The following is a 17,948-nucleotide window of genomic DNA, read 5'->3' as shown; positions in this document are numbered from 1 at the left end:
TATGAGAGTGGAATAGAAGTCTTCACAAAAGGAGCTTGTAATTCCACTCTTTTTATTGTTATTTGCATGCAATTTTTGTATGATAGGGATAGATAGAAAGAAGGAGAAGAAACGGATGCCTGAAAAATTAATTGCTTATAAACGGATGCCTTTGTGGACCAAGGATACCATGCCTGAAGCAGTCCAAAGAAAACACAATACCAAAGTAGGTACTTGGGGAAAGATTACCGTTCTCAAAGGAAAACTCAAGTTTGTTGAGCTGACGGAAGATGGGGAAGAAGTAGCCAGCCATGTGTTTGAGGCAGGTGCGGATAACCCGATGGCACAACCTCAAGCTTGGCACCGCGTAGAGGCCCTTACAGATGATGTGGAATGGTTTTTGGAATTCTACTGTGAACCCAAAGATTATTTTCCCAAAAAATATAATAGCAATCCCGTCCATTCAGAAGTGCTAGAAGCCATGGAGTCCCTTTCTCCAGGCAAGGCCTTGGATTTGGGGTGTGGACAAGGACGAAACGCTCTCTTTTTAGCCCAACATGGCTTTGAAGTGACAGCAGTCGATCAAAATGAATTGGCCCTAGAGATCCTACAAAGTATTGTAGAGCAAGAAGATTTGGAAATGACTGTGGGACTCTATGATATCAACTCAGCGAACCTAAAACAAAGTTATGACTTGATTGTTTCAACGGTTGTCCTCATGTTCTTGCAAGCGGATCGCATTCCGGCGATTATTCGAAATATGCAAGACCAGACCAATCCAGGTGGCTATAACTTGATCGTTTGTGCCATGGATACAGAGGACTATCCTTGCCAGGTTCCTTTCTCCTTTACTTTTAAGGAAGGCGAGCTAGCAGACTACTACAAAGATTGGGAACTCGTTAAATACAATGAAAATCCAGGGCATCTGCACCGACGTGATGAAAATGGCAATCGAATTGCCTTACGCTTTGCGACCATGCTAGCCAAGAAAATATAAATAGCTCTCTAGACAAGGACACCCTTGCAGTCGTCCTTGTCTTTTTATATCTGAAAACTTTCTGAAAATACTTGATTTTTTACAGAAAAGGAGTAGACTGTTAGTGTATCTTTCAAGAATTTTGAGGAGAAGCGCGTGAAACTATATGTTCAACTGATGATTATCTTTACCATCTCTTTGATTGGGGAAGGGATATCGACCCTCTTTCATTTGCCAATTCCAGGAAGTATTATCGGTCTACTGATTTTATTTCTTTGCTTGCAGTTGAAATGGCTTCGTATCCGCCATGTGAATCTGGTCGGATCTTTTCTCTTAGCCAATATGACGATTTTATTTTTACCTCCAGCGGTTGGGATTATGGATAAGTTTGATGTTATCCAGCCTTATTTATTGCCCATCGTATTGATTATTTTAGGGGCTATCATCATCAATGTAACCCTTATTGCCTTAGTTGTCGGTTTTATCAAGACAAGGTATGAGGGGGATTATGAAGGAGGGATAAAATAATGGAAAGTTTGTGGTCAAATCCTCTCTTTGGGATTTCTTTATCAGTCTTTGCCTATCTGATTGGGATGATGATTTTTCGTCGTTTTCCCCATCCCATCACGACCCCCCTCTTAGTTGCAACGGTCTTGATCATTGGTTTCTTAAAGCTGACAGGGATTTCCTATAAGGCCTATAATATTGGCGGGACCTACCTCAGTAATTTGATTGTGCCCTCAACGGTTGTCCTGGGAATTCCCTTGTATAAGAGTTTCCATTTGATGAAGCACCATGCCAAGAGTATTCTTCTTAGTAGTTTTCTAGCAGTAGTAGTCAACACGCTTTTTACAGCTGTCTTGGCTAAGCTTTTTGGGATGAAGTACTTTCTAGCTATTTCCCTCTTTCCTAAGTCTGTGACAACAGCCATGGCAGTGGGGATTTCTGAAAAAATGCAGGGAATAACTACCATTACCCTAGTTGTCGTTGTAGCGACAGGTATCCTGACAAGTGTCCTAGGACCAACGATTCTTAAGTTCCTAAAAGTAGAGGATCCTGTTGCCATTGGTTTGGCCCTTGGGGGTACAGGTCATGCGGTGGGGACTGGTACAGCCTTTCAGTATGGTCAAGTAGCCGGAGCTATGGGTGGCTTAGCAATTGGGATAACTGGCGTTTTCTACGTCTTTATAAGTCCCCTTGTCGCGAGCCTGATTCTTTCCTAAAAAGGTAGAGAGTATTCAGAAAAAGCTTGGAAGAAGTTCCGAGCTTTTTTGTATACAGTTAGATAGAGAAGGTTGTTTAATAATTTGAAGGTCAAACAATTTTCAGATAGATTACTAATTGATTACAGTCGTTGTAAGCGCTTGCCAAACTTTGGTTCAAAAGGTATACTAAAAGAGGTTATACGGTTAATATCTAGTTAAAGGAGTTCAATATGAAGAAACGTTATGCTCGATCAGCCTTGGGCTTGATCACTGCTCTCTTCCTCTTTGCCCAACCGGTAGAGGCCTGTACAGGTTTTATCATCGGTAAAAAGTTAACAGCAGATGGGAATGCTTTGTACGGACGTACGGAGGACTTAGAACCAAACCACAATAAGAACTTTGTGGTCAGAGAACGAACTTATAACAAGAAAGGGGAGGTCTTTGAAGATGCCACCAATGGCTTTAAGTATGAGCTCCCAGAAGTAAGTTATAAATATACAGCTGTCCCAGATGTTACACCAGAACAGGGTGTATTTGATGAAGCTGGTTTTAATGAGCATGGTGTGTCCATCTCGGCGACCGTCTCAGCTTCAGCAAATGACAACATTAAAAAGGTCGATCCTTATGTAGAGGACGGCTTGGCTGAGTCTGCCCTCACCACTGTCGTTCTTCCAAGTGTCAAAACGGCTCGTGAAGGAGTCGAGCTCATTGCGAAAATTGTGGAAGAAAAAGGGGCAGCAGAAGGAAATATTGTGACGATCGCGGACAAGGAAGGTATCTGGTACATGGAGATCCTTTCTGGTCACCAATATGTAGCGATTCTCTTCCCAGAAGATCGCTATGCAGTCTTTCCAAATACCTTCTTCTTAGGACATGTTGATTTTTCAGATAAGGAACGGACTATTGCCTCGAAGGATGTTGAAAAAGTCGCCCGTGATGCAGGAACCTATAAAGAAATCGATGGCCAGTTCCATGTGTCTCAATCCTACAATCCACCTTTGCATGAGGCAGATCGTTCTCGTGTTTGGTCTGGTATTAAGTCACTGGATCCAGATGCAGATGTGAACTACGATGACGAGTATTTTGACTTGATGCATACAACGGATCGGAAATTGACGCTACGTGATGCGATGAATCTCCAACGCAATCGGTTAGAAGGAACAGACTTCAAACCACAAGATCAAATGGAGTTAGATGGAAAAGGGATTCCAGAAAAAGGGAAGTTTGATGAAGTCTATAAATACCCGATTTCGAACCCGAATGTCATGGAAGCCCATATTTTCCAATTAAAGGACAATGTTCCTGATAGTGCTGGTGGGGGAACTATGTGGTTAGCGATGGGAAGCCCACGAAATGCTCCTTACCTGCCTTACTATGGCAATATCACCAATACCTACCAAGCCTATCAAGAATTAGGGACAGCCTATAATCCCCAATCTTGGTATTGGACCATGTCTCGCATTAATGATTTAGTTGCCAAATATCCTGATTTGTTCGGAGATGGAGCCATCCGTACTGAAATGGAACGCCTAGAATCTCAATGGATGGCTGAGCAAGAAATCAGTGACCAAGAACAAATTGCCCTCGCTTCGCAGCCAGAGCAGGCGAGCCTAAAAGCGACAGAAACGAGCATGACTCGAGCTCAAAAGACCTTCGATCGTCTGCAAGAAATTCGTCAAGAAGCAGAAGAAAAGGTGATTGCTCAATATGGACAAGGTGCTATTGACGATTTAACAGATGAAGAAGATGCAAACCAAGAAGAAGAAATCAATTTGGTACCATTTGATTATGACTTCGTCATCACGATTGGCTTAGCCCTTGTGACAGTGATAGGAGTAGGAATTTTCTTCATTAAATCAAAGAAAGCAAAGGGAGGTAAGAAGGATGAATAAGTTTCAACGAATATTGCTCTTCCTATTTTTGGTCTTAGCAGGGATTGGGATGGAGTTTGAGCTAGGCTCTCTCTCTCAACAAGAGTTTAACCAAGTAGCAGGAAGAGATTTGGTATTAAATCTGCTCGTTTTAGCGGTGATTGTCGTTCCTCTTTATCTCTTTATTAAGCGACTTGCAAAAAGATTTGAGGTTCCTCTTCTTGTTTTGTGGGCGACCATGTTTGGTGGTGCTTTTGTTGCTGGCTGGCTCAGTTTTTCAGGGAACAGCCTCATTGACCATTTCAATAGTCATCTCATTCAGGATGTTAGTACCTTTAATAAATGGACAGATGCTTTGACAGCACCTTTTTCTGAAGAATTTTTCAAAGCTCTGGTGGCCTTCTGGATCCTCTTGATTTTGGGTCGTAAGGATTTGAAATCGATTTTAATTGCCGGCTTTGGATCTGGTCTTGGTTTCCAAATCATTGAAGATCTAGGTTATGTGGCGCGTCAAACGCGAACTGGAGACCTCTCAGCAGTAACAGAGGCAGTGAACCGCATTTCTGGTGGTTTAGCATCTCATGCAGTCTACACAGCTGTTGTATCTGTTGGAGCCTTTCTCATCCTGTCTCAGTGCACCAAGCAAAAAGAAAAGCTCTTTGGTCTCTGGTGTGTAGTTTCCACGGTGACCAATCACTTCTTATGGAATTCCCCATTCTATGAAACAGACCATCGGGTCAATATTTTGGTAGGCTTGCTCTTTGCCTTCCAAGTGGGAACCTTTATTGAGGTCGTGCTCTTTACTCATAAAAATCCGAATCTAAACCTTTTAAAGAAACAGTAAGAGATGGATTTGGTAGTCAGGAAATAAAAAATAGTCTGGGACAACATTGTTCTCAGTCACAAAAAAGCTAGAGATTTCCAATTGTGGAACTCTAGCTTTTTAATTTTGAGTCATTCTCTTATTGTATTTGAGGAGGTTATTGGCCATGAGAACCAATCCCATGTCAATTTTAACCTGTCATTTGCCTCTTAGATTACATCTCTTGTAACCCAAACAAGCCTTTGTCTGCCCAAAGACAGGTTCCACATTAACCTTGCGTTGGGCAAAGATGTGACTGCCTTCGACAGATAAAAGCGCTTGGCTTTCTTTTACTTTTAGGAGCTGATACCTCTCATTCACATAGAGCCCCTTTTGTGAAGCCAAGTCAGCTTGTTCTGCCTTATAAACCCTAATTTCCTGTCTAAAATCTGTTGTGGTATGGTTGTGTTTGAGGTGATCAAACTGCTATACCCAACTCTCTGGATGGGTGTAGGTATCTGTTGTTTCATCGTAAGTCCAATTATCCAAATTCCTATCAGATTCTTTGTGTTTTTTCTTCTGTTCCTTGTCAAAAAGACTATATTTAATCAAATGCTCAATACCCATCCTATCCAAGTTGATAAGATCTGGCAAATATTTTTAAACGCTTGTTAGACCTAAAGGTTCCACTAGTTGGCGGAGCTGATCATGGCTATAGTGAAGCTGTCTATCTAGAAGATTTAGAGAGCAATGGCATTGAACTCAACAGAGACAAGCCTGTGAACGAGTGGGATATTCGTGAGGATGGTCGAATTACTGGAATCACAGAAGAGCTGTCTGCGCAAGAAATCTATGAATTAGGCAAAGAACTTGATCCTTTTGTGATCGCAGAAGGCACTCGCATGGGCCATGTTTACCTATCTGTTAAAAATAGCCGAGAGGCATATGCATTTTATCAAGAGTCTCTAGGTCTTGAGGATAAATTCACGATTCCACATGTCAGTTGGATAGCATCAGGGAATTATCACCATCATCTAGCAGTAAATGAATGGGGTGGTAAAAACTTAGCTCCTCGTGAGAATGGAATGGTAGGTCTTGCCTACTATTTGGTTGAAGTTGAGAATAAAGAGTTTTTGGTCAATTTGCTTACGCAAGCTCAGAGAAACAAGGCTAGAACCCACTGGATTTCTCTTTCTGAATTCTCCATTACAGATAAAGATGGAATTATAACGAGAGTCAGAGTGGAGAACTAGAAGTCTTTGTCTTTAAGATAAATGCTCCTTTTGACAAAGGACTGTATTAGAGATATAATGTAGAAAAATCGTTTTAGGATAAAGATATGACAAGATCAAAGTACATTACACGCCTCAAACGCTCAGAAGGTCAATTGCGAGGTATTCAAAAAATGATGGAGGAAGAGCGTGATTGTATTGATATCATTACTCAATTAACAGCAGTGCGGTCCAGTGTTGATCGTATTATTGAACTGATGATAACGGAGAATTTAACAACTTGTATTAACGACCCTTTAGAGGATCCTCAAGCACAGAAGGAAAGATTGGAAAAGGCGGTTAAATACTTGATTAAACGCAAGTAATAAAAAACATACGTTTCTCTTAAATAGTGAACAAATGATTAAAAGAGCAGTTGGTTTTCTTGAAATTAGACCAATTGCTCTTTTTGATTTTTATTTATTCAACATCACCAGGCCAAGCGCTCATACCACCTCGGACGTTGATAACATCATAGCCTTTTTTCTTGAGCTTTTTAGCAGCCATCTTGCTTCGAACACCGGAATGACAAATGACATAAAGTGTTTCATTTGTCGCAGGTGTGTAAGCTCCGATTTCGGTTAGAGGAACATTCTTGGCGTTTTTGATATGGCCTCTACGGAATTCCGTAGGCGTCCGCACATCCAGTAGCTGAATTGGTTCCTTGAGTTTAGCTTCTAATTCGCTGGTAGAAATACTATCAATTTTTGTAAATAAGTGAAACATAGGCACCTCCGATATACCCTTATGGGGTATATTAAACCACTAAGCAACGCTTTTGTCAAGTAAGTTGAATTGATTAGTATTGTTTCTTTTTCAGTATACAAGATGCCAACTTACAAACTAAAGAGTTGGTTGATAGGTTAATGAATAGAACCTGTCTTATTTATTCAACAACTACTTGTCTAGAAAATTACCTTTTCTGAAAACAGACCACATGCTCTGTTGTAAAATGAAGTGCAACACAAAATACATGTTCATCTGATATACTAGAGTTTCGAAAAACAGTATAAAGGAAGATGAACATGTCTGCTAATTATCCTACCACAAATCAATCCTACAAGTACTTATCTGAAGCTGAACGAGGGAAATTGAAGCTTATTTAAGCGTAGGACTCAAACCTGCTTACAACCTACAAATCGCTACTGAAAATCAGTTCGTCCTTCACGATGACATCTATCAAAATCCAACAGATACCAGAACGCTGTTGCCATTTTTAGAAACCTATACACATGAGTTAAAAAGAGCTGTCGCCGATGCGGGATACGGTAGCGTGGAGATTCTTCTTACCTTAGATAGGATGGGTATTGAGCATTTTATTAAATATAGTCTTTTTGACAAGGAACAGAAGAAAAATACAAAGAATCTGATATGAATCTGGATAATTGGACTTACGATGAAACAACTGATACCTACACCCATCCAGAGAGTTGGGTATACCAGTTTGATCACCTCAAACATAGGCATAGCACAACAGGTTTTAGACAGGAAAATATGGTTTATAAGGCAGAACAAGCTGACTTGGCTCCATAAAAGGGGCTCTATGTGAATGAGAGGTATCAGCTCTTAAAAGTAAAAGAAATCCAAGCGTCAGGTAATAAATGACATGGGATTAGTACTCATGGCCAATAATCTCCTCAAATACAATAAGAAAACTACTCAAAATTAAAAAGCTAGAGGTCCATAATTGGAAATCTCTAGCTTTTTTGTGGCTGAGAACAATGTTGTCCCAGACTATTTTTTACAGTGACTATTCGTTTTCTTCTTTTTTCTTTAGACCAAAGAAGGCTAAGACGGATGTCAACAGAGCGATCATGTAGATAGCAGGAGAGTCGGAAGTTCCTGTTTCTGGTAGGGTAGCAGAGCCCGCTGTGAATGTTTTAGCGACTGTCACTGACAAGTGATGGTTGTTGGCCTTGATCTGTGTATCGTCCTTAGCAGATGTAAAAGTATTCTTTGTTTGGCTAGCTAGTTGATTAGGAGAATTCGTACCAACTAGAGCTGGAATATATGTTTGATCCATTTTACCGGTAGATGGATTAGTTGGTTGAGCATTTTTACCGGTAGATGGGATAACTGGTTGGTTATTGCTTCCTGGGTAGGACTTTGGATTAGCAGGATCTGTTCCTTGTTTGATTTCCTCAATATCTGCCACACCATCTCCATCGGTATCTTTGTTAGCAGAAATAGAAATGGTACGAGAATTTGGATTGATGGTTGCATATGCTGTGAGATCTGCCTTAGCAAGGTAATCTGCAAAGGCAACGTCCATGGAAGGACCTTCCTCACGAGCTCCACCTAACATGGTGTAGCCATCTCCACCTGCTGCTAAGAAGTCATTGGTAGTCAAGTAGTAATCTTTAGCAAGGTTGAGCGGTTCATATTGACCAGTTTCTGGGTTTTTAATTTCGATATAGAGGACGCGCTTTTCAGCTGGTAGGGTTGTATCGTAATAAACTTTCGCTCCAGATACTTGGAGGAAGCCACCGCTTGGTTCAAGAAGGGGTTGACCGTTTTCGTCAAGAACAGTTTTGCCATCTTTTTCTTGTAAAATAGAGCCAAGAGATTTAGCAAACATATCGGCAATATTCTGACCAGTTACTTTAATTTGAGAGATGGTATTCCCAAATGGGAGAACAGCAATAACGTTTCCTTTGGTGATTGGCTTATCTTTTGCAATGGTTTCGCGCAAGCCACCACCGTTGGTTACAGCAAGGTCAGTCTTGTGACTAAAGCCAGTTTGTCCATATTCGTAGAGGGCATCCGCTACAACATTTCCAAGGTTGGTCTCGCGGACACGGACATTTTCCCGTTGACCATTTAGTTCTACCGGACTATTGTCACGAACTATTTTTGCATTCTCAGCATCGTACTGTTCCTTGATCTTTTGGACCATGGCAGCTACTTTGGCATTTGGCACGACATTTTTGGTTGAAGCTGCTGAAATTTGTTGAGGGTTACCAAGCAATTGGTTGGCTTGGTAAGTAATTTTACCGATATTGTTCAGGTAGCTACCGGTTTGGTTATAGGTGACATTATCTCCGTATGTGGTTGATTGAACAGTATGGGAATGCCCATCAATAACGGTGACGCGTTTTCCTTTCAGTTTTGAGTTTTTAGAAAGTTCTTCAGCTAAGGTAGATCCTCGCCATTCGATTGGTGTAGTCGTATCTACTCCCAAGTGAGCAAGGACAACATAGTTTTTGTAAGTCTTGCCTTCTGCAGTAGCGCGTGCTTCAATTTCATCGATGACCTTGTTTACTTCTGAAATAGGATCTGTAAAGGTAACACCTTGGACATTCTTAGGGTGAGTTTTAGTGGCTGTTTCAGGCGTTGTCACCCCGATGACGACAAACTCATCCCCAACGACATTCTTATCTTTATCGACAATGGTGGAAGCCTCAAATAAACGAGCACCGTTGATGTAGGTGTTGGAGCTGAGAAGTGGGAAGTTCAAGATTTCTTTGTATTTCTTAGCCTCATCCAAACCAAAATCGAACTCATGGTTTCCGACTGCCATAGCATCGTAGCCAATTTCGTTCAAAATTTTAGCTCGTTCTTCCCCTTTTGAACTATTTGAAATCGGTAGCCCTTGGAAGGCATCTCCAGCATCTACGACCAAAGTAGATGGATTTTTCGCCCGTTCTTCATCGATGACTGCGGCTAATTTAGCATCACCAATCACACCCTTTTCTTCGACGATCCGACCATGGACATCGTTGGTATGAATGATATTTGCTTCAGGCAAGTCAGCTGAGCTCTCTGTAGCGCCTTCTGAAGTAGCTGTATTAGCTTCTGTTGAAGCAGGAGTAGCAGCATCTGTAGCATTTGTGGAAGCAGCAGCTACTTCAAGGTTAGTTTCTGGAGCTGTTTGCTCATCTGCAGCTACCTGAGAAGCTAGGAAGGCAGGAGCAAGCAATAAGATCGGTAAAAGAAGTTTCTTCTTTTTCATAAACGGTCCTCATTTCTATTTTTTTCCATACTAAATATTATAGCTAAAAAGGAAAGAAAAGGAAAACGTTTTCTGATAGTTGGGCAAATAATCTTGTGAGAGCGTTTAGGTTCCAGCTAGTTGCTCTTATCCATAAAAAAAAGAAAACTTTCGTTTTCTCATTTTCTTATTCTGTTATGGGGTGGTTCCAAGTGGTAAAGTCAGTTACACTTAATACGACTGTCGCGATTTCAATCGGCTCTTCTTTTGCACCAGTTGACAACCATTTTGTGATTACGGCTTCAATCGTAGCTGCAAAGATCTCAACAGCATACTTATAAGGAACTTGGAATTTATTAACCAAGTGGTCTTTGGCGTGTGGAGTATCGTCAAGAAGTTGCAGGGTGAAATTTTTCATTAGAAAATGAAACTCTTGGTAATCCATCTGCATCAAGGCATAGATAAAGTCATAATTATCTTGAATATATTGAAGTGAGGCAAGAAAATTTGCTCGATTGACGGTGCTTGTAGCGAAAAGTTCTCCCAACTCGCCTAAAAGTTCAGATTTTAGCTGGTTGAACATATCTTGTTTGTCTACATAATGGAGGTAAAAGGTACCTCGATTAATGCCGGCTTCCTTTGTTAGTTGGCTAATTGTAAGACTTTCAAGTGATTGTTCAAGAAGCAGGCGTGATAGGGCGCTTCGGATAGCATTTTTAGAATTCGTTTTTCTCTTTTTTCGGGTCATAGTTCCTCCTTTATCATGTATTTTGTATAAATGTTGTTCACTAATCATCATATTATACAGAAATCAAATTTATTCATCAACAGAATAAAATTTTAGTATCATTCTATAAGTCTAAATGGCTTGAAATCAGGTCTTATTCTTATACTATAAAAGCCATTTTGGAAGGATTATAAAATTTTTTCCCAGATCTACTTTCAAAGGGGCTATTATATAAAAATGAAAGAAAAACTTGAAATATCAGTTATTTAAACGATCATAACAATTCATACTTATTTGTTATTATATCACAAACTAAAGAGAGGAGGGCAGATGATGCTTGAAGATTTCTATATCAGGAACTAGATAAGATCAAGCTTTTTCCTTGTCTATTTTTGCATAGAAAAGTATTAGTTTCTTGGATAGCTTTATTCATAAAATAGAGGAAATGCATCCCTCACAAATTTCTTGTTTTTTAGTCGTTTTAAGGGATTGATTGTTCTTGGTCTTCCGGTAAAAAAGGACTATAATAAAGATAGGAACTTGTGTTTAAGTGGGAGAAAAGATATGGCTTATATTGAGATGAAACATAGTTATAAACGCTATCCGTCAGGAGAAACTGACATCATTGCCAATAAAGATGTTACTTTTGAAATTGAGAAAGGCGAATTGGTCATCATTTTGGGGGCATCAGGCGCAGGAAAATCAACAGTCCTCAATATTTTGGGAGGTATGGATACCAATGATGAAGGGGAGGTTTTAGTGGATGGGAAAGCCATCTCAAGCTTCTCCTCGCACCAACGAACGGATTATCGCAGAAATGATGTTGGCTTTGTCTTCCAGTTTTATAATCTCATCCCTAATTTGACAGCCAAGGAAAATGTTGAGCTGGCTTCTGAAATTGTTTCTGATGCCTTAGATCCTGAACAAGTCTTGAGAGAGGTTGGATTGGGTGAGCGTTTGAACAACTTTCCAGCCCAGCTATCTGGTGGGGAACAACAACGGGTAGCCATTGCGCGCGCAGTGGCTAAGAACCCTAAGATTCTCCTTTGTGATGAACCAACAGGGGCTTTAGACTACCAAACCGGTAAACAGGTTTTAAAGATTCTTCAGGACATGTCTCGTAAAAAAGGGGCAACAGTGATTATCGTCACTCATAATGCTTCTTTAGCGCCAATAGCCGATCGTGTCATTCAGATGCATGATGCTCAAGTAAAATCGGTGACCATCCATAACACTCCACTAGATATCGATAGCCTAGAGTATTAGGGAGGTTGTTCATGAAGCGAAAAGTATATTGGAAAGATCTATGTCATTCCTTTACCAGTTCCAAAGGGCGCTTTTTGTCCATTTTAACGCTGATGATGCTGGGTAGCTTAGCCCTGGTCGGTTTAAAAGTAACGACCCCAAATATGCATCGGACTGCCCAGCGCTTTATAGACCAACAAGAGATGCTGGACCTCGCTGTCATGGGAGATCTTGGTTTGGATAAGACTGACCAAGAAGAGCTACAAGGATTGACGGGGGCCAGCTTGGAGTTTTCCTACCTGACAGATGTGACGATTGACGGAAAGGACGAAGCTGTTCGACTTTTTTCCACTCCAGAAACCATCTCACGCTTTCAGCTGGCTGCAGGGCGGCTTCCGCAGAAGGAAGATGAGGTCGCTCTAGCAGCGTTTTGGAAAGATCGTTACCAGATTGGGGATCAGCTAAGGATACATGAAAAAGCTGGAAGTCCATCTGTTTTAAAGACAAAAAACTATCGAATTGTTGGCTTTGTAAAGTCTGCTGAGATGTGGTCCGAAAAAGACTTGGGCCAAGCTAGGAGTGGGAGTGGTTCTTTGGATGCCTATGGTGTCCTCTCAAAAGAAGCCTTTACTAGTCCTGTTTATAGCCTTGCTCGGATTCGGTTTGATGATTTGAGGGGGTTCAATCCATTCTCAACCAGCTATCAAGATCGTCTGGCCTCCCATCAAAAGGACCTGGAAGAACTCTTAGCTGGAAATGGTCAGGAGCGCTATCGAAAGCTACAGGCTGATGGGAAACAAAAAATCCAAAAAGGGCAAGAAGAACTTGATGCTGCCAACAAACAGTTAGCAGACGCACGCGAAAAGGCAGGTCAAGCACAGACACAATTGACGGAGCAATCCAATAAACTGAATCAACTGTCTACACTCTTGCCCAAGGAAGAACTAGAAACAAGGCGACTCGAGTTGGCAGAAGCTCAAAAGCAACTAGATCAGCAATTGGTCAACATTCAGACAGGTGAATCGGAACTAGCAACTAAACAGAAGGACCTGGAAAAGGCCAAGGAAGATCTGAAAAATATAGAGCAACCAAACTATCATGTCTATGATCGAAAAACCATTCCAGGTGGCCAGGGTTACCTCATGTATAGTAATGCCAGTGCCAGTATCTCCGCCGTAGGCAATCTATTTCCTGTGGTACTCTACGCAGTCGCTGCCATGGTCACGTTTACGACCATGACTCGTTTTGTTGATGAAGAACGGAGCCATGCGGGCTTGTTCAAGGCCTTGGGCTATCGAACGAAAGATATCTTAGCAAAGTTTCTCTTGTATGGCTTGGTTGCTGGAACAGTTGGGACAGGCATCGGAACTCTTCTCGGTCATTATGTTTTATCTGGAACCATTTCGCAAATTATTACGCAGGGGATGGTCGTAGGAACTAGTCAACAGTATTTTTATGGGTCCTATAGCTTATTAGCCTTGGGGCTCTCCCTTCTTTCTAGCGTCTTTCCAGCTTATCTAGTCGCTAAGAGAGAGTTGAAGGAAGAAGCCAGTAACCTCCTCCTTCCAAAACCGCCAGTTTCCGGATCCAGTATTTTGCTCGAACGGCTACCGTTTTTGTGGAAACGTCTGAGTTTCACCCAAAAGGTGACCGCTAGAAATATTTTTCGCTATAAACAGCGGATGGTGATGACCATATTTGGTGTTGCTGGTTCGGTTGCTCTTCTTTTTGCGGGCTTGGGGATTCAATCCTCAGTCGGTGGAGTACCCCAACGCCAGTTTGGGGAAATCCTCAAGTACGATATGATTCTCTCGACCAAATCCAGCCTGACAGACGAAGAGGAAGAATCCTTGAAGAAGCGCTTGAAGCAAGCAGATATAAAAGAGACAGAAGCCATTTTTACAAAACAAGTGGAGGCTTCTTATCCTTCCGGACGTGGAAAACAAAGCATGACCTTAATGGTGTCCTCTAAAGACAGCTTGGAACCTTTTATCAGTCTCCGCTCAGAAGGGGGAAGACTCGACCTATCCAATGGGGCGGTAATTACCAGCAAATTAGCGCAGCTGGCCAAGGTGGGCGTTGGAGATGACTTGCGGATAGATGGCCATACGATTAGGGTGGCTGCGATTACCGAAAATTATGTTGGCCATTTTGTCTATATGAATCAAGCGACCTATCAGAAAACCTATGGAAGAAGTGTTAAGAAGAATGCCTATTTGGTCCGATTACAGTCTTCTTCTCAGCAGTTGGTCCAGAAGGTCAGTCGGGACATGATGGAAGAAGGGGCGGTGCTTGCTGTTACGCAAAATACTTCCTTGATTTCTCTCTTCAGTTCTGTAGCCCAATCATTGAATAAGACCATGATGATTTTAGTTTTGGTATCTATTTTGCTAGCGATGGTTATTTTGTATAATTTGACCAATATCAATGTGGCAGAACGAATCCGTGAGTTATCCACCATTAAGGTCCTCGGCTTCCATCATCAAGAAGTCACCCTTTATATTTATCGAGAAACTATCCTCTTGTCTCTTGTAGGGATAGGATTGGGTTTGCTAGGAGGCTTTTATCTCCATCGCTTCTTGATTGCCATGATCGCCCCAGATGCCATTCTCTTTTATCCGCGGGTGGCCCTTGGTGTCTATCTTTATCCTATCGCTTGCGTCATTCTGATCCTAGCTAGCTTAGGAATCTTGGTCAATCATCATCTTCGTAAGGTAGACATGCTGGAGGCTTTGAAATCTGTTGAATAAAAAAGAAACTTCTACCCTAGGGTGGAAGTTTTTTAGAGCTTTGGTATAATGAAAGAAGGAGAAGAGACATGACAAAAATTGCTTTGCTTTCGGATATACATGGGAATACAACTGCTTTAGAGGCTGTGCTTGGAGATGCCAAGCGGGCAGGTGTAGAAGAATACTGGTTATTAGGGGATGTCCTTATGCCGGGAACTGGTAGACGACATCTTTTGAACCTACTTGAAGAATTGCCCATTACCGTACAGATTTTAGGAAATTGGGAAGATAGCTTGTGGCGAGCGATGAAGGGGATGCTGGATCCATCAAGGGCTAGTCACCGTTATTTGATGCGCCATTGTCAGTATATCTTAGAAGAAATTCGTCCAGAAGAGATAGAGGCCATGCAAAGTCTGCCCATGCAAGTGCATCGGGAAGTTTCCGGCTTAAGAGTGGGCATTACCCATCATCTGCCAGACAAAAACTGGGGACGCGAATTGATCCATATAGGAGACCAGAAAGATTTTGATCGCCTCGTAACCAATCCCCCTTGTGATCTAGCAGTCTATGGTCATATCCACCAACAGTTTTTCCGATATGGAAGTGGTGGAGAGCTCATCTTGAATCCAGGTTCCATCGGCCAACCCTTCTTTTTGCAAGCCAATCTTCGAAAGGATCTCCGGGCCATGTATGCTATTCTAGAGTTTGATGAATCGGGTTTGAAAGATGTTGACTTTCGGCGGGTGTCCTATGACATTGAGAAAGAACTCCAGCTCGCTAAGGATCTGAAACTCCCTTACTTCCAAGTTTACTATGAAAGTTTAGTCAATGGGATCCACCATACCCATAATCATGAGCTTCTACATGAAATAGCCCAGCGAGAGGGACACAATGTAGAAGTAGACGCATGGTTGAGAGACTTTTTCAATTAGTGTAACAGTTGACATTACAACAAATAAGGGTATAATAGACTAAAAGAAAGAATTTTAACGTCTGAAGAGTAAATGTGTCTAGTTACTGATGGCTTTAGATCCAGTTTAAGACATCCCTATCTAGATGGAAGAGAGGAGTATCCATGCAAATTTCAAGTCGTTTCACCATTGGAACCCATGTATTAGTCATGATTGCTTTAAAAGGAGATTGCACCAAGGTGACCAGTGATATGATTGCTGGCAGTGTTGGGGTGAACCCTGTCATTATTCGAAAGACCTTGTCTCAATTAAAAAAGGCAGGCTTGATCCATGTAGCGCGTGGAACAGGTGGGGCCGAGATGGCCAAAGAATTGGAAGCTATTAGTTTGTTAGATATCTACCAGGCGGTTGAATGCCTTGGGAAGACTGGTCAATTATTTGGTTTCCACGAGCATCCAAATCCAGCTTGTCCGATTGGAAATAGCATCCATGGCGTCCTAGATGGGAAGCTGGAAAAGATTCAATTGGCCATGGAAAAGGAAATGGCTCAGACCAGCCTCAAAGAAGTGGTGGAGCAAACCAAGAAACAGATGGAGCTAGCAACCGTTTCTTGATTTGAGTCTGTAAGAAACTTGAAATAAAAAAGCCTTTCAGTATAGACTGAAAGGCTTTTTGTGTTCATTGAGTAAAATAGCAACACTCCTTCTAGCTTTACTTCACTAGGGCTACGAAGCTGACTAGAATAAATCCAATTGCAAAAATCCATGTCCAGTAACGATTAGGAATGAACATGAAGGAAGAACGATCGCGGAAAGCAATGCGTTGCCCTGTTTCCTCATCAATCAGATACCGAACTTGATCGGAAACAAATTTCTTTGTTAGCAAATAATTGACTGCTGCAGCAAGAATCCCCAACATACATCCTAAGATGATACTATCTGTACTCTTATTTACATTAAGATGCAGGAAGGAATAAATCATATTCGCCAAAGCTCCTCCAATCATAAGAGCAAGGGGAACGAGCAAGCCTTTACCACGCCAAACAATCATACAACAATCTCCTTAGTTTCTAACTTAATCAAAATAGAGCAAGTCTTTGCTGGTTTCGGTAAAGAGGCCAAAGCCATCTTTTGTGACATAGCCACAGTCTTCAATCCGAACTCCGACTTTTCCAGGGATGTAGATGCCTGGTTCGACTGAGAAGCACATGCCTTCTTCGATGACCATGTCATTTCCTTCCATGATAGAAGGGAATTCATGCACATCCATTCCGATACCGTGTCCGAGGCGGTGGTTGAAGTATTCGCCGTAACCTGCTTTTTCAATGACGCTTCGGGCAGCACGGTCTACTTCATGCGCCGTTACACCCGGTTTGATCATATCTAGGGCAGCCTGCTGAGCTTCTAAAGTCAAGTGGTAGATTTCTTTTTTGAAATCATCTGGTTTTCCAACCGCGACTGTTCGCGTCATATCTGAAGCATAGCCATTCACCATACAGCCCAAGTCGAAGAGAAGAAGAGCATCTTTTTCAATTTTGTTGCTTCCTGGGATGCCATGAGGGTTGGCTGCATTGTTACCAGTCAAGACCATAGTTTCAAAGCTCATTTCATAGCCCAAGCGTTTGATGCCAAAGTCGATTTCTGCGACGATATCCGTCTCAGTTTTATCCAGAGAAATGGCGTCAAATCCCATATTGACAGCCTTATCTGCATATTGACCAGCAACTAACATTTTTTGGATCTCATCAGCAGATTTGATCAAGCGCATCCGGTTAATCCGAGGGCTGAGATTGGTAAATGTTGCTTGTTCAAAGACTGAACGAAGTCCATGGTACTTGGTCAAAATCAAATTATCAAATTCCAAAGCGACCGTTTTGGCTTCTGGATTAGCGCTAGCCCCTTTGATTTTTTCCCAAGGATTTTCAGAATCCACATACCCTACCACTTGGAAATCCACAACTGCAGTCGCCCGTTCTACCTCAAGAGCAGGGACAAAAAGAAGCGGTTCATGGTCTGGATAAACGAACAAGAAGAGCTGACGCTCGTGAGGATCACTGTAAAATCCAGTTAGGTAATTGATGGTGACAGGATCGGATACAACAGCAACATCCGTTTTTTCGGTTTCAAGAAATGCTACAATTTGATCTAATTTAGACATAAGCTACCTTCTTTCTATTGATAATATTTTGTCAGATTTTCCCTAAAAAATCAAGAGTTTGCAAAAAGATGTTAAAATGCTTGAAAGTGTTTACAATAAGTGATAAAATAGTTGTTATAGAAGACTGAAAACGAAATTTTCAAT

The 17,948-nt window shown here is 41.6% G+C and carries 15 protein-coding genes and 4 pseudogenes; 13 read left to right on the top strand and 6 right to left on the bottom strand.

Features of this window, described 5'->3' with window-relative positions; all coding sequences use genetic code 11:
- Positions 1–115: 115 nt before the first annotated feature.
- The 5 genes from tehB to ADH49_RS03420 all read left to right on the top strand — a co-directional run bounded on the left by tehB (position 116) and on the right by ADH49_RS03420 (position 4,875).
- The gene (gene tehB / locus ADH49_RS03440) at positions 116–976 is read left to right on the top strand and encodes an SAM-dependent methyltransferase TehB (protein ID WP_048689588.1); all 861 of its coding nucleotides are present in this window, start codon (positions 116–118) and stop codon (positions 974–976) included.
- Between the two features lie 135 nt (positions 977–1,111).
- Positions 1,112–1,483, top strand: a complete 372-nt coding sequence (locus ADH49_RS03435) for a CidA/LrgA family protein (protein WP_048689585.1) — start codon at positions 1,112–1,114, stop codon at positions 1,481–1,483.
- A complete protein-coding gene (locus ADH49_RS03430) occupies positions 1,483–2,178 on the top strand; it encodes an LrgB family protein (protein WP_048689583.1) in 696 nt (231 codons plus the stop codon). The genes ADH49_RS03435 and ADH49_RS03430 overlap by 1 nt, the downstream gene beginning before the upstream one ends.
- A gap of 212 nt (positions 2,179–2,390) precedes the next feature.
- Positions 2,391–4,052, top strand: coding sequence for a C69 family dipeptidase (locus tag ADH49_RS03425; protein ID WP_048689579.1), 1,662 nt, complete (start codon positions 2,391–2,393; stop codon positions 4,050–4,052).
- Positions 4,045–4,875, top strand: coding sequence for a PrsW family glutamic-type intramembrane protease (locus ADH49_RS03420; protein ID WP_048689576.1), 831 nt, complete (start codon positions 4,045–4,047; stop codon positions 4,873–4,875). The genes ADH49_RS03425 and ADH49_RS03420 overlap by 8 nt, the downstream gene beginning before the upstream one ends.
- Positions 4,876–4,974: 99 nt before the next feature.
- Here ADH49_RS03420 and ADH49_RS10500 read toward each other — a convergent pair.
- Positions 4,975–5,481, bottom strand: a pseudogene (locus tag ADH49_RS10500) (transposase); the annotation flags it as partial.
- Here ADH49_RS10500 and ADH49_RS03405 point away from each other — a divergent pair.
- A pseudogene (locus ADH49_RS03405) lies at positions 5,481–6,086 on the top strand (VOC family protein); the annotation flags it as partial. The pseudogenes ADH49_RS10500 and ADH49_RS03405 sit on opposite strands and share 1 nt — an antisense overlap.
- Positions 6,087–6,172: 86 nt before the next feature.
- Positions 6,173–6,430, top strand: coding sequence for a metal-sensitive transcriptional regulator (locus ADH49_RS03400; RefSeq protein ID WP_048689573.1), 258 nt, complete (start codon positions 6,173–6,175; stop codon positions 6,428–6,430).
- 94 nt (positions 6,431–6,524) lie between these two features.
- On the opposite strand, the gene ADH49_RS03395 is transcribed toward ADH49_RS03400, so the two are convergent.
- Positions 6,525–6,830: a rhodanese-like domain-containing protein gene (locus ADH49_RS03395; RefSeq protein WP_048689571.1), complete on the bottom strand. Its 306-nt coding sequence runs from the start codon at positions 6,828–6,830 to the stop codon at positions 6,525–6,527.
- A gap of 293 nt (positions 6,831–7,123) precedes the next feature.
- Between ADH49_RS03395 and ADH49_RS10355 the strand changes: the two are divergent.
- Both ADH49_RS10355 and ADH49_RS10495 read left to right on the top strand, forming a co-directional pair.
- A pseudogene (locus ADH49_RS10355) lies at positions 7,124–7,230 on the top strand (IS30 family transposase); the annotation flags it as partial.
- Positions 7,219–7,773 (top strand): annotated as a pseudogene (locus ADH49_RS10495) (transposase); the annotation flags it as partial. The pseudogenes ADH49_RS10355 and ADH49_RS10495, both read left to right, overlap by 12 nt.
- 81 nt (positions 7,774–7,854) lie before the next feature.
- Here the strand turns inward: ADH49_RS10495 and nt5e are convergent.
- Together nt5e and ADH49_RS03375 are read right to left on the bottom strand one after the other, a co-directional pair.
- Positions 7,855–10,056, bottom strand: a complete 2,202-nt coding sequence (gene nt5e / locus ADH49_RS03380) for a cell surface ecto-5'-nucleotidase Nt5e (RefSeq protein ID WP_048689568.1) — start codon at positions 10,054–10,056, stop codon at positions 7,855–7,857.
- 166 nt (positions 10,057–10,222) lie between these two features.
- Positions 10,223–10,783: a TetR/AcrR family transcriptional regulator gene (locus ADH49_RS03375; protein WP_048689565.1), complete on the bottom strand. Its 561-nt coding sequence runs from the start codon at positions 10,781–10,783 to the stop codon at positions 10,223–10,225.
- 543 nt (positions 10,784–11,326) lie between these two features.
- Here ADH49_RS03375 and ADH49_RS03370 point away from each other — a divergent pair.
- The 4 genes from ADH49_RS03370 to ADH49_RS03355 all read left to right on the top strand — a co-directional run bounded on the left by ADH49_RS03370 (position 11,327) and on the right by ADH49_RS03355 (position 16,261).
- Positions 11,327–12,028 (top strand): ABC transporter ATP-binding protein, encoded by a 702-nt coding sequence (locus ADH49_RS03370; RefSeq protein WP_006597027.1) that lies wholly within the window; start codon positions 11,327–11,329, stop codon positions 12,026–12,028.
- An 11-nt stretch (positions 12,029–12,039) separates the two neighbouring features.
- Positions 12,040–14,757, top strand: coding sequence for an FtsX-like permease family protein (locus ADH49_RS03365; protein WP_048689561.1), 2,718 nt, complete (start codon positions 12,040–12,042; stop codon positions 14,755–14,757).
- Positions 14,758–14,825: 68 nt separating this feature from the next.
- On the top strand, positions 14,826–15,668 hold the full coding sequence (locus ADH49_RS03360; protein WP_048689558.1) for a metallophosphoesterase family protein: 843 nt from the start codon (positions 14,826–14,828) through the stop codon (positions 15,666–15,668).
- 143 nt (positions 15,669–15,811) lie between these two features.
- Positions 15,812–16,261 (top strand): Rrf2 family transcriptional regulator, encoded by a 450-nt coding sequence (locus ADH49_RS03355; RefSeq protein ID WP_023023935.1) that lies wholly within the window; start codon positions 15,812–15,814, stop codon positions 16,259–16,261.
- Between the two features lie 97 nt (positions 16,262–16,358).
- Here the strand turns inward: ADH49_RS03355 and ADH49_RS03350 are convergent, their stop codons facing one another.
- Together ADH49_RS03350 and ADH49_RS03345 are read right to left on the bottom strand one after the other, a co-directional pair.
- Positions 16,359–16,697: a hypothetical protein gene (locus ADH49_RS03350; protein ID WP_048689555.1), complete on the bottom strand. Its 339-nt coding sequence runs from the start codon at positions 16,695–16,697 to the stop codon at positions 16,359–16,361.
- Positions 16,698–16,721: 24 nt separating this feature from the next.
- Positions 16,722–17,804 carry a M24 family metallopeptidase gene (locus tag ADH49_RS03345; RefSeq protein ID WP_048689552.1) on the bottom strand — a complete coding sequence of 361 codons (1,083 nt, stop codon included), beginning with the start codon at positions 17,802–17,804 and terminating at the stop codon, positions 16,722–16,724.
- Between the last annotated feature and the right edge of the window lie 144 nt (positions 17,805–17,948).

The sequence above is a fragment of the Streptococcus sp. 400_SSPC genome, assembly GCF_001072745.1.
Taxonomy (GTDB): Bacteria; Bacillota; Bacilli; order Lactobacillales; family Streptococcaceae; genus Streptococcus; species Streptococcus xiaochunlingii.
Note: the sequence above shows the minus strand (reverse complement) of the source record. Positions and strands in the feature narration are given on the sequence as shown.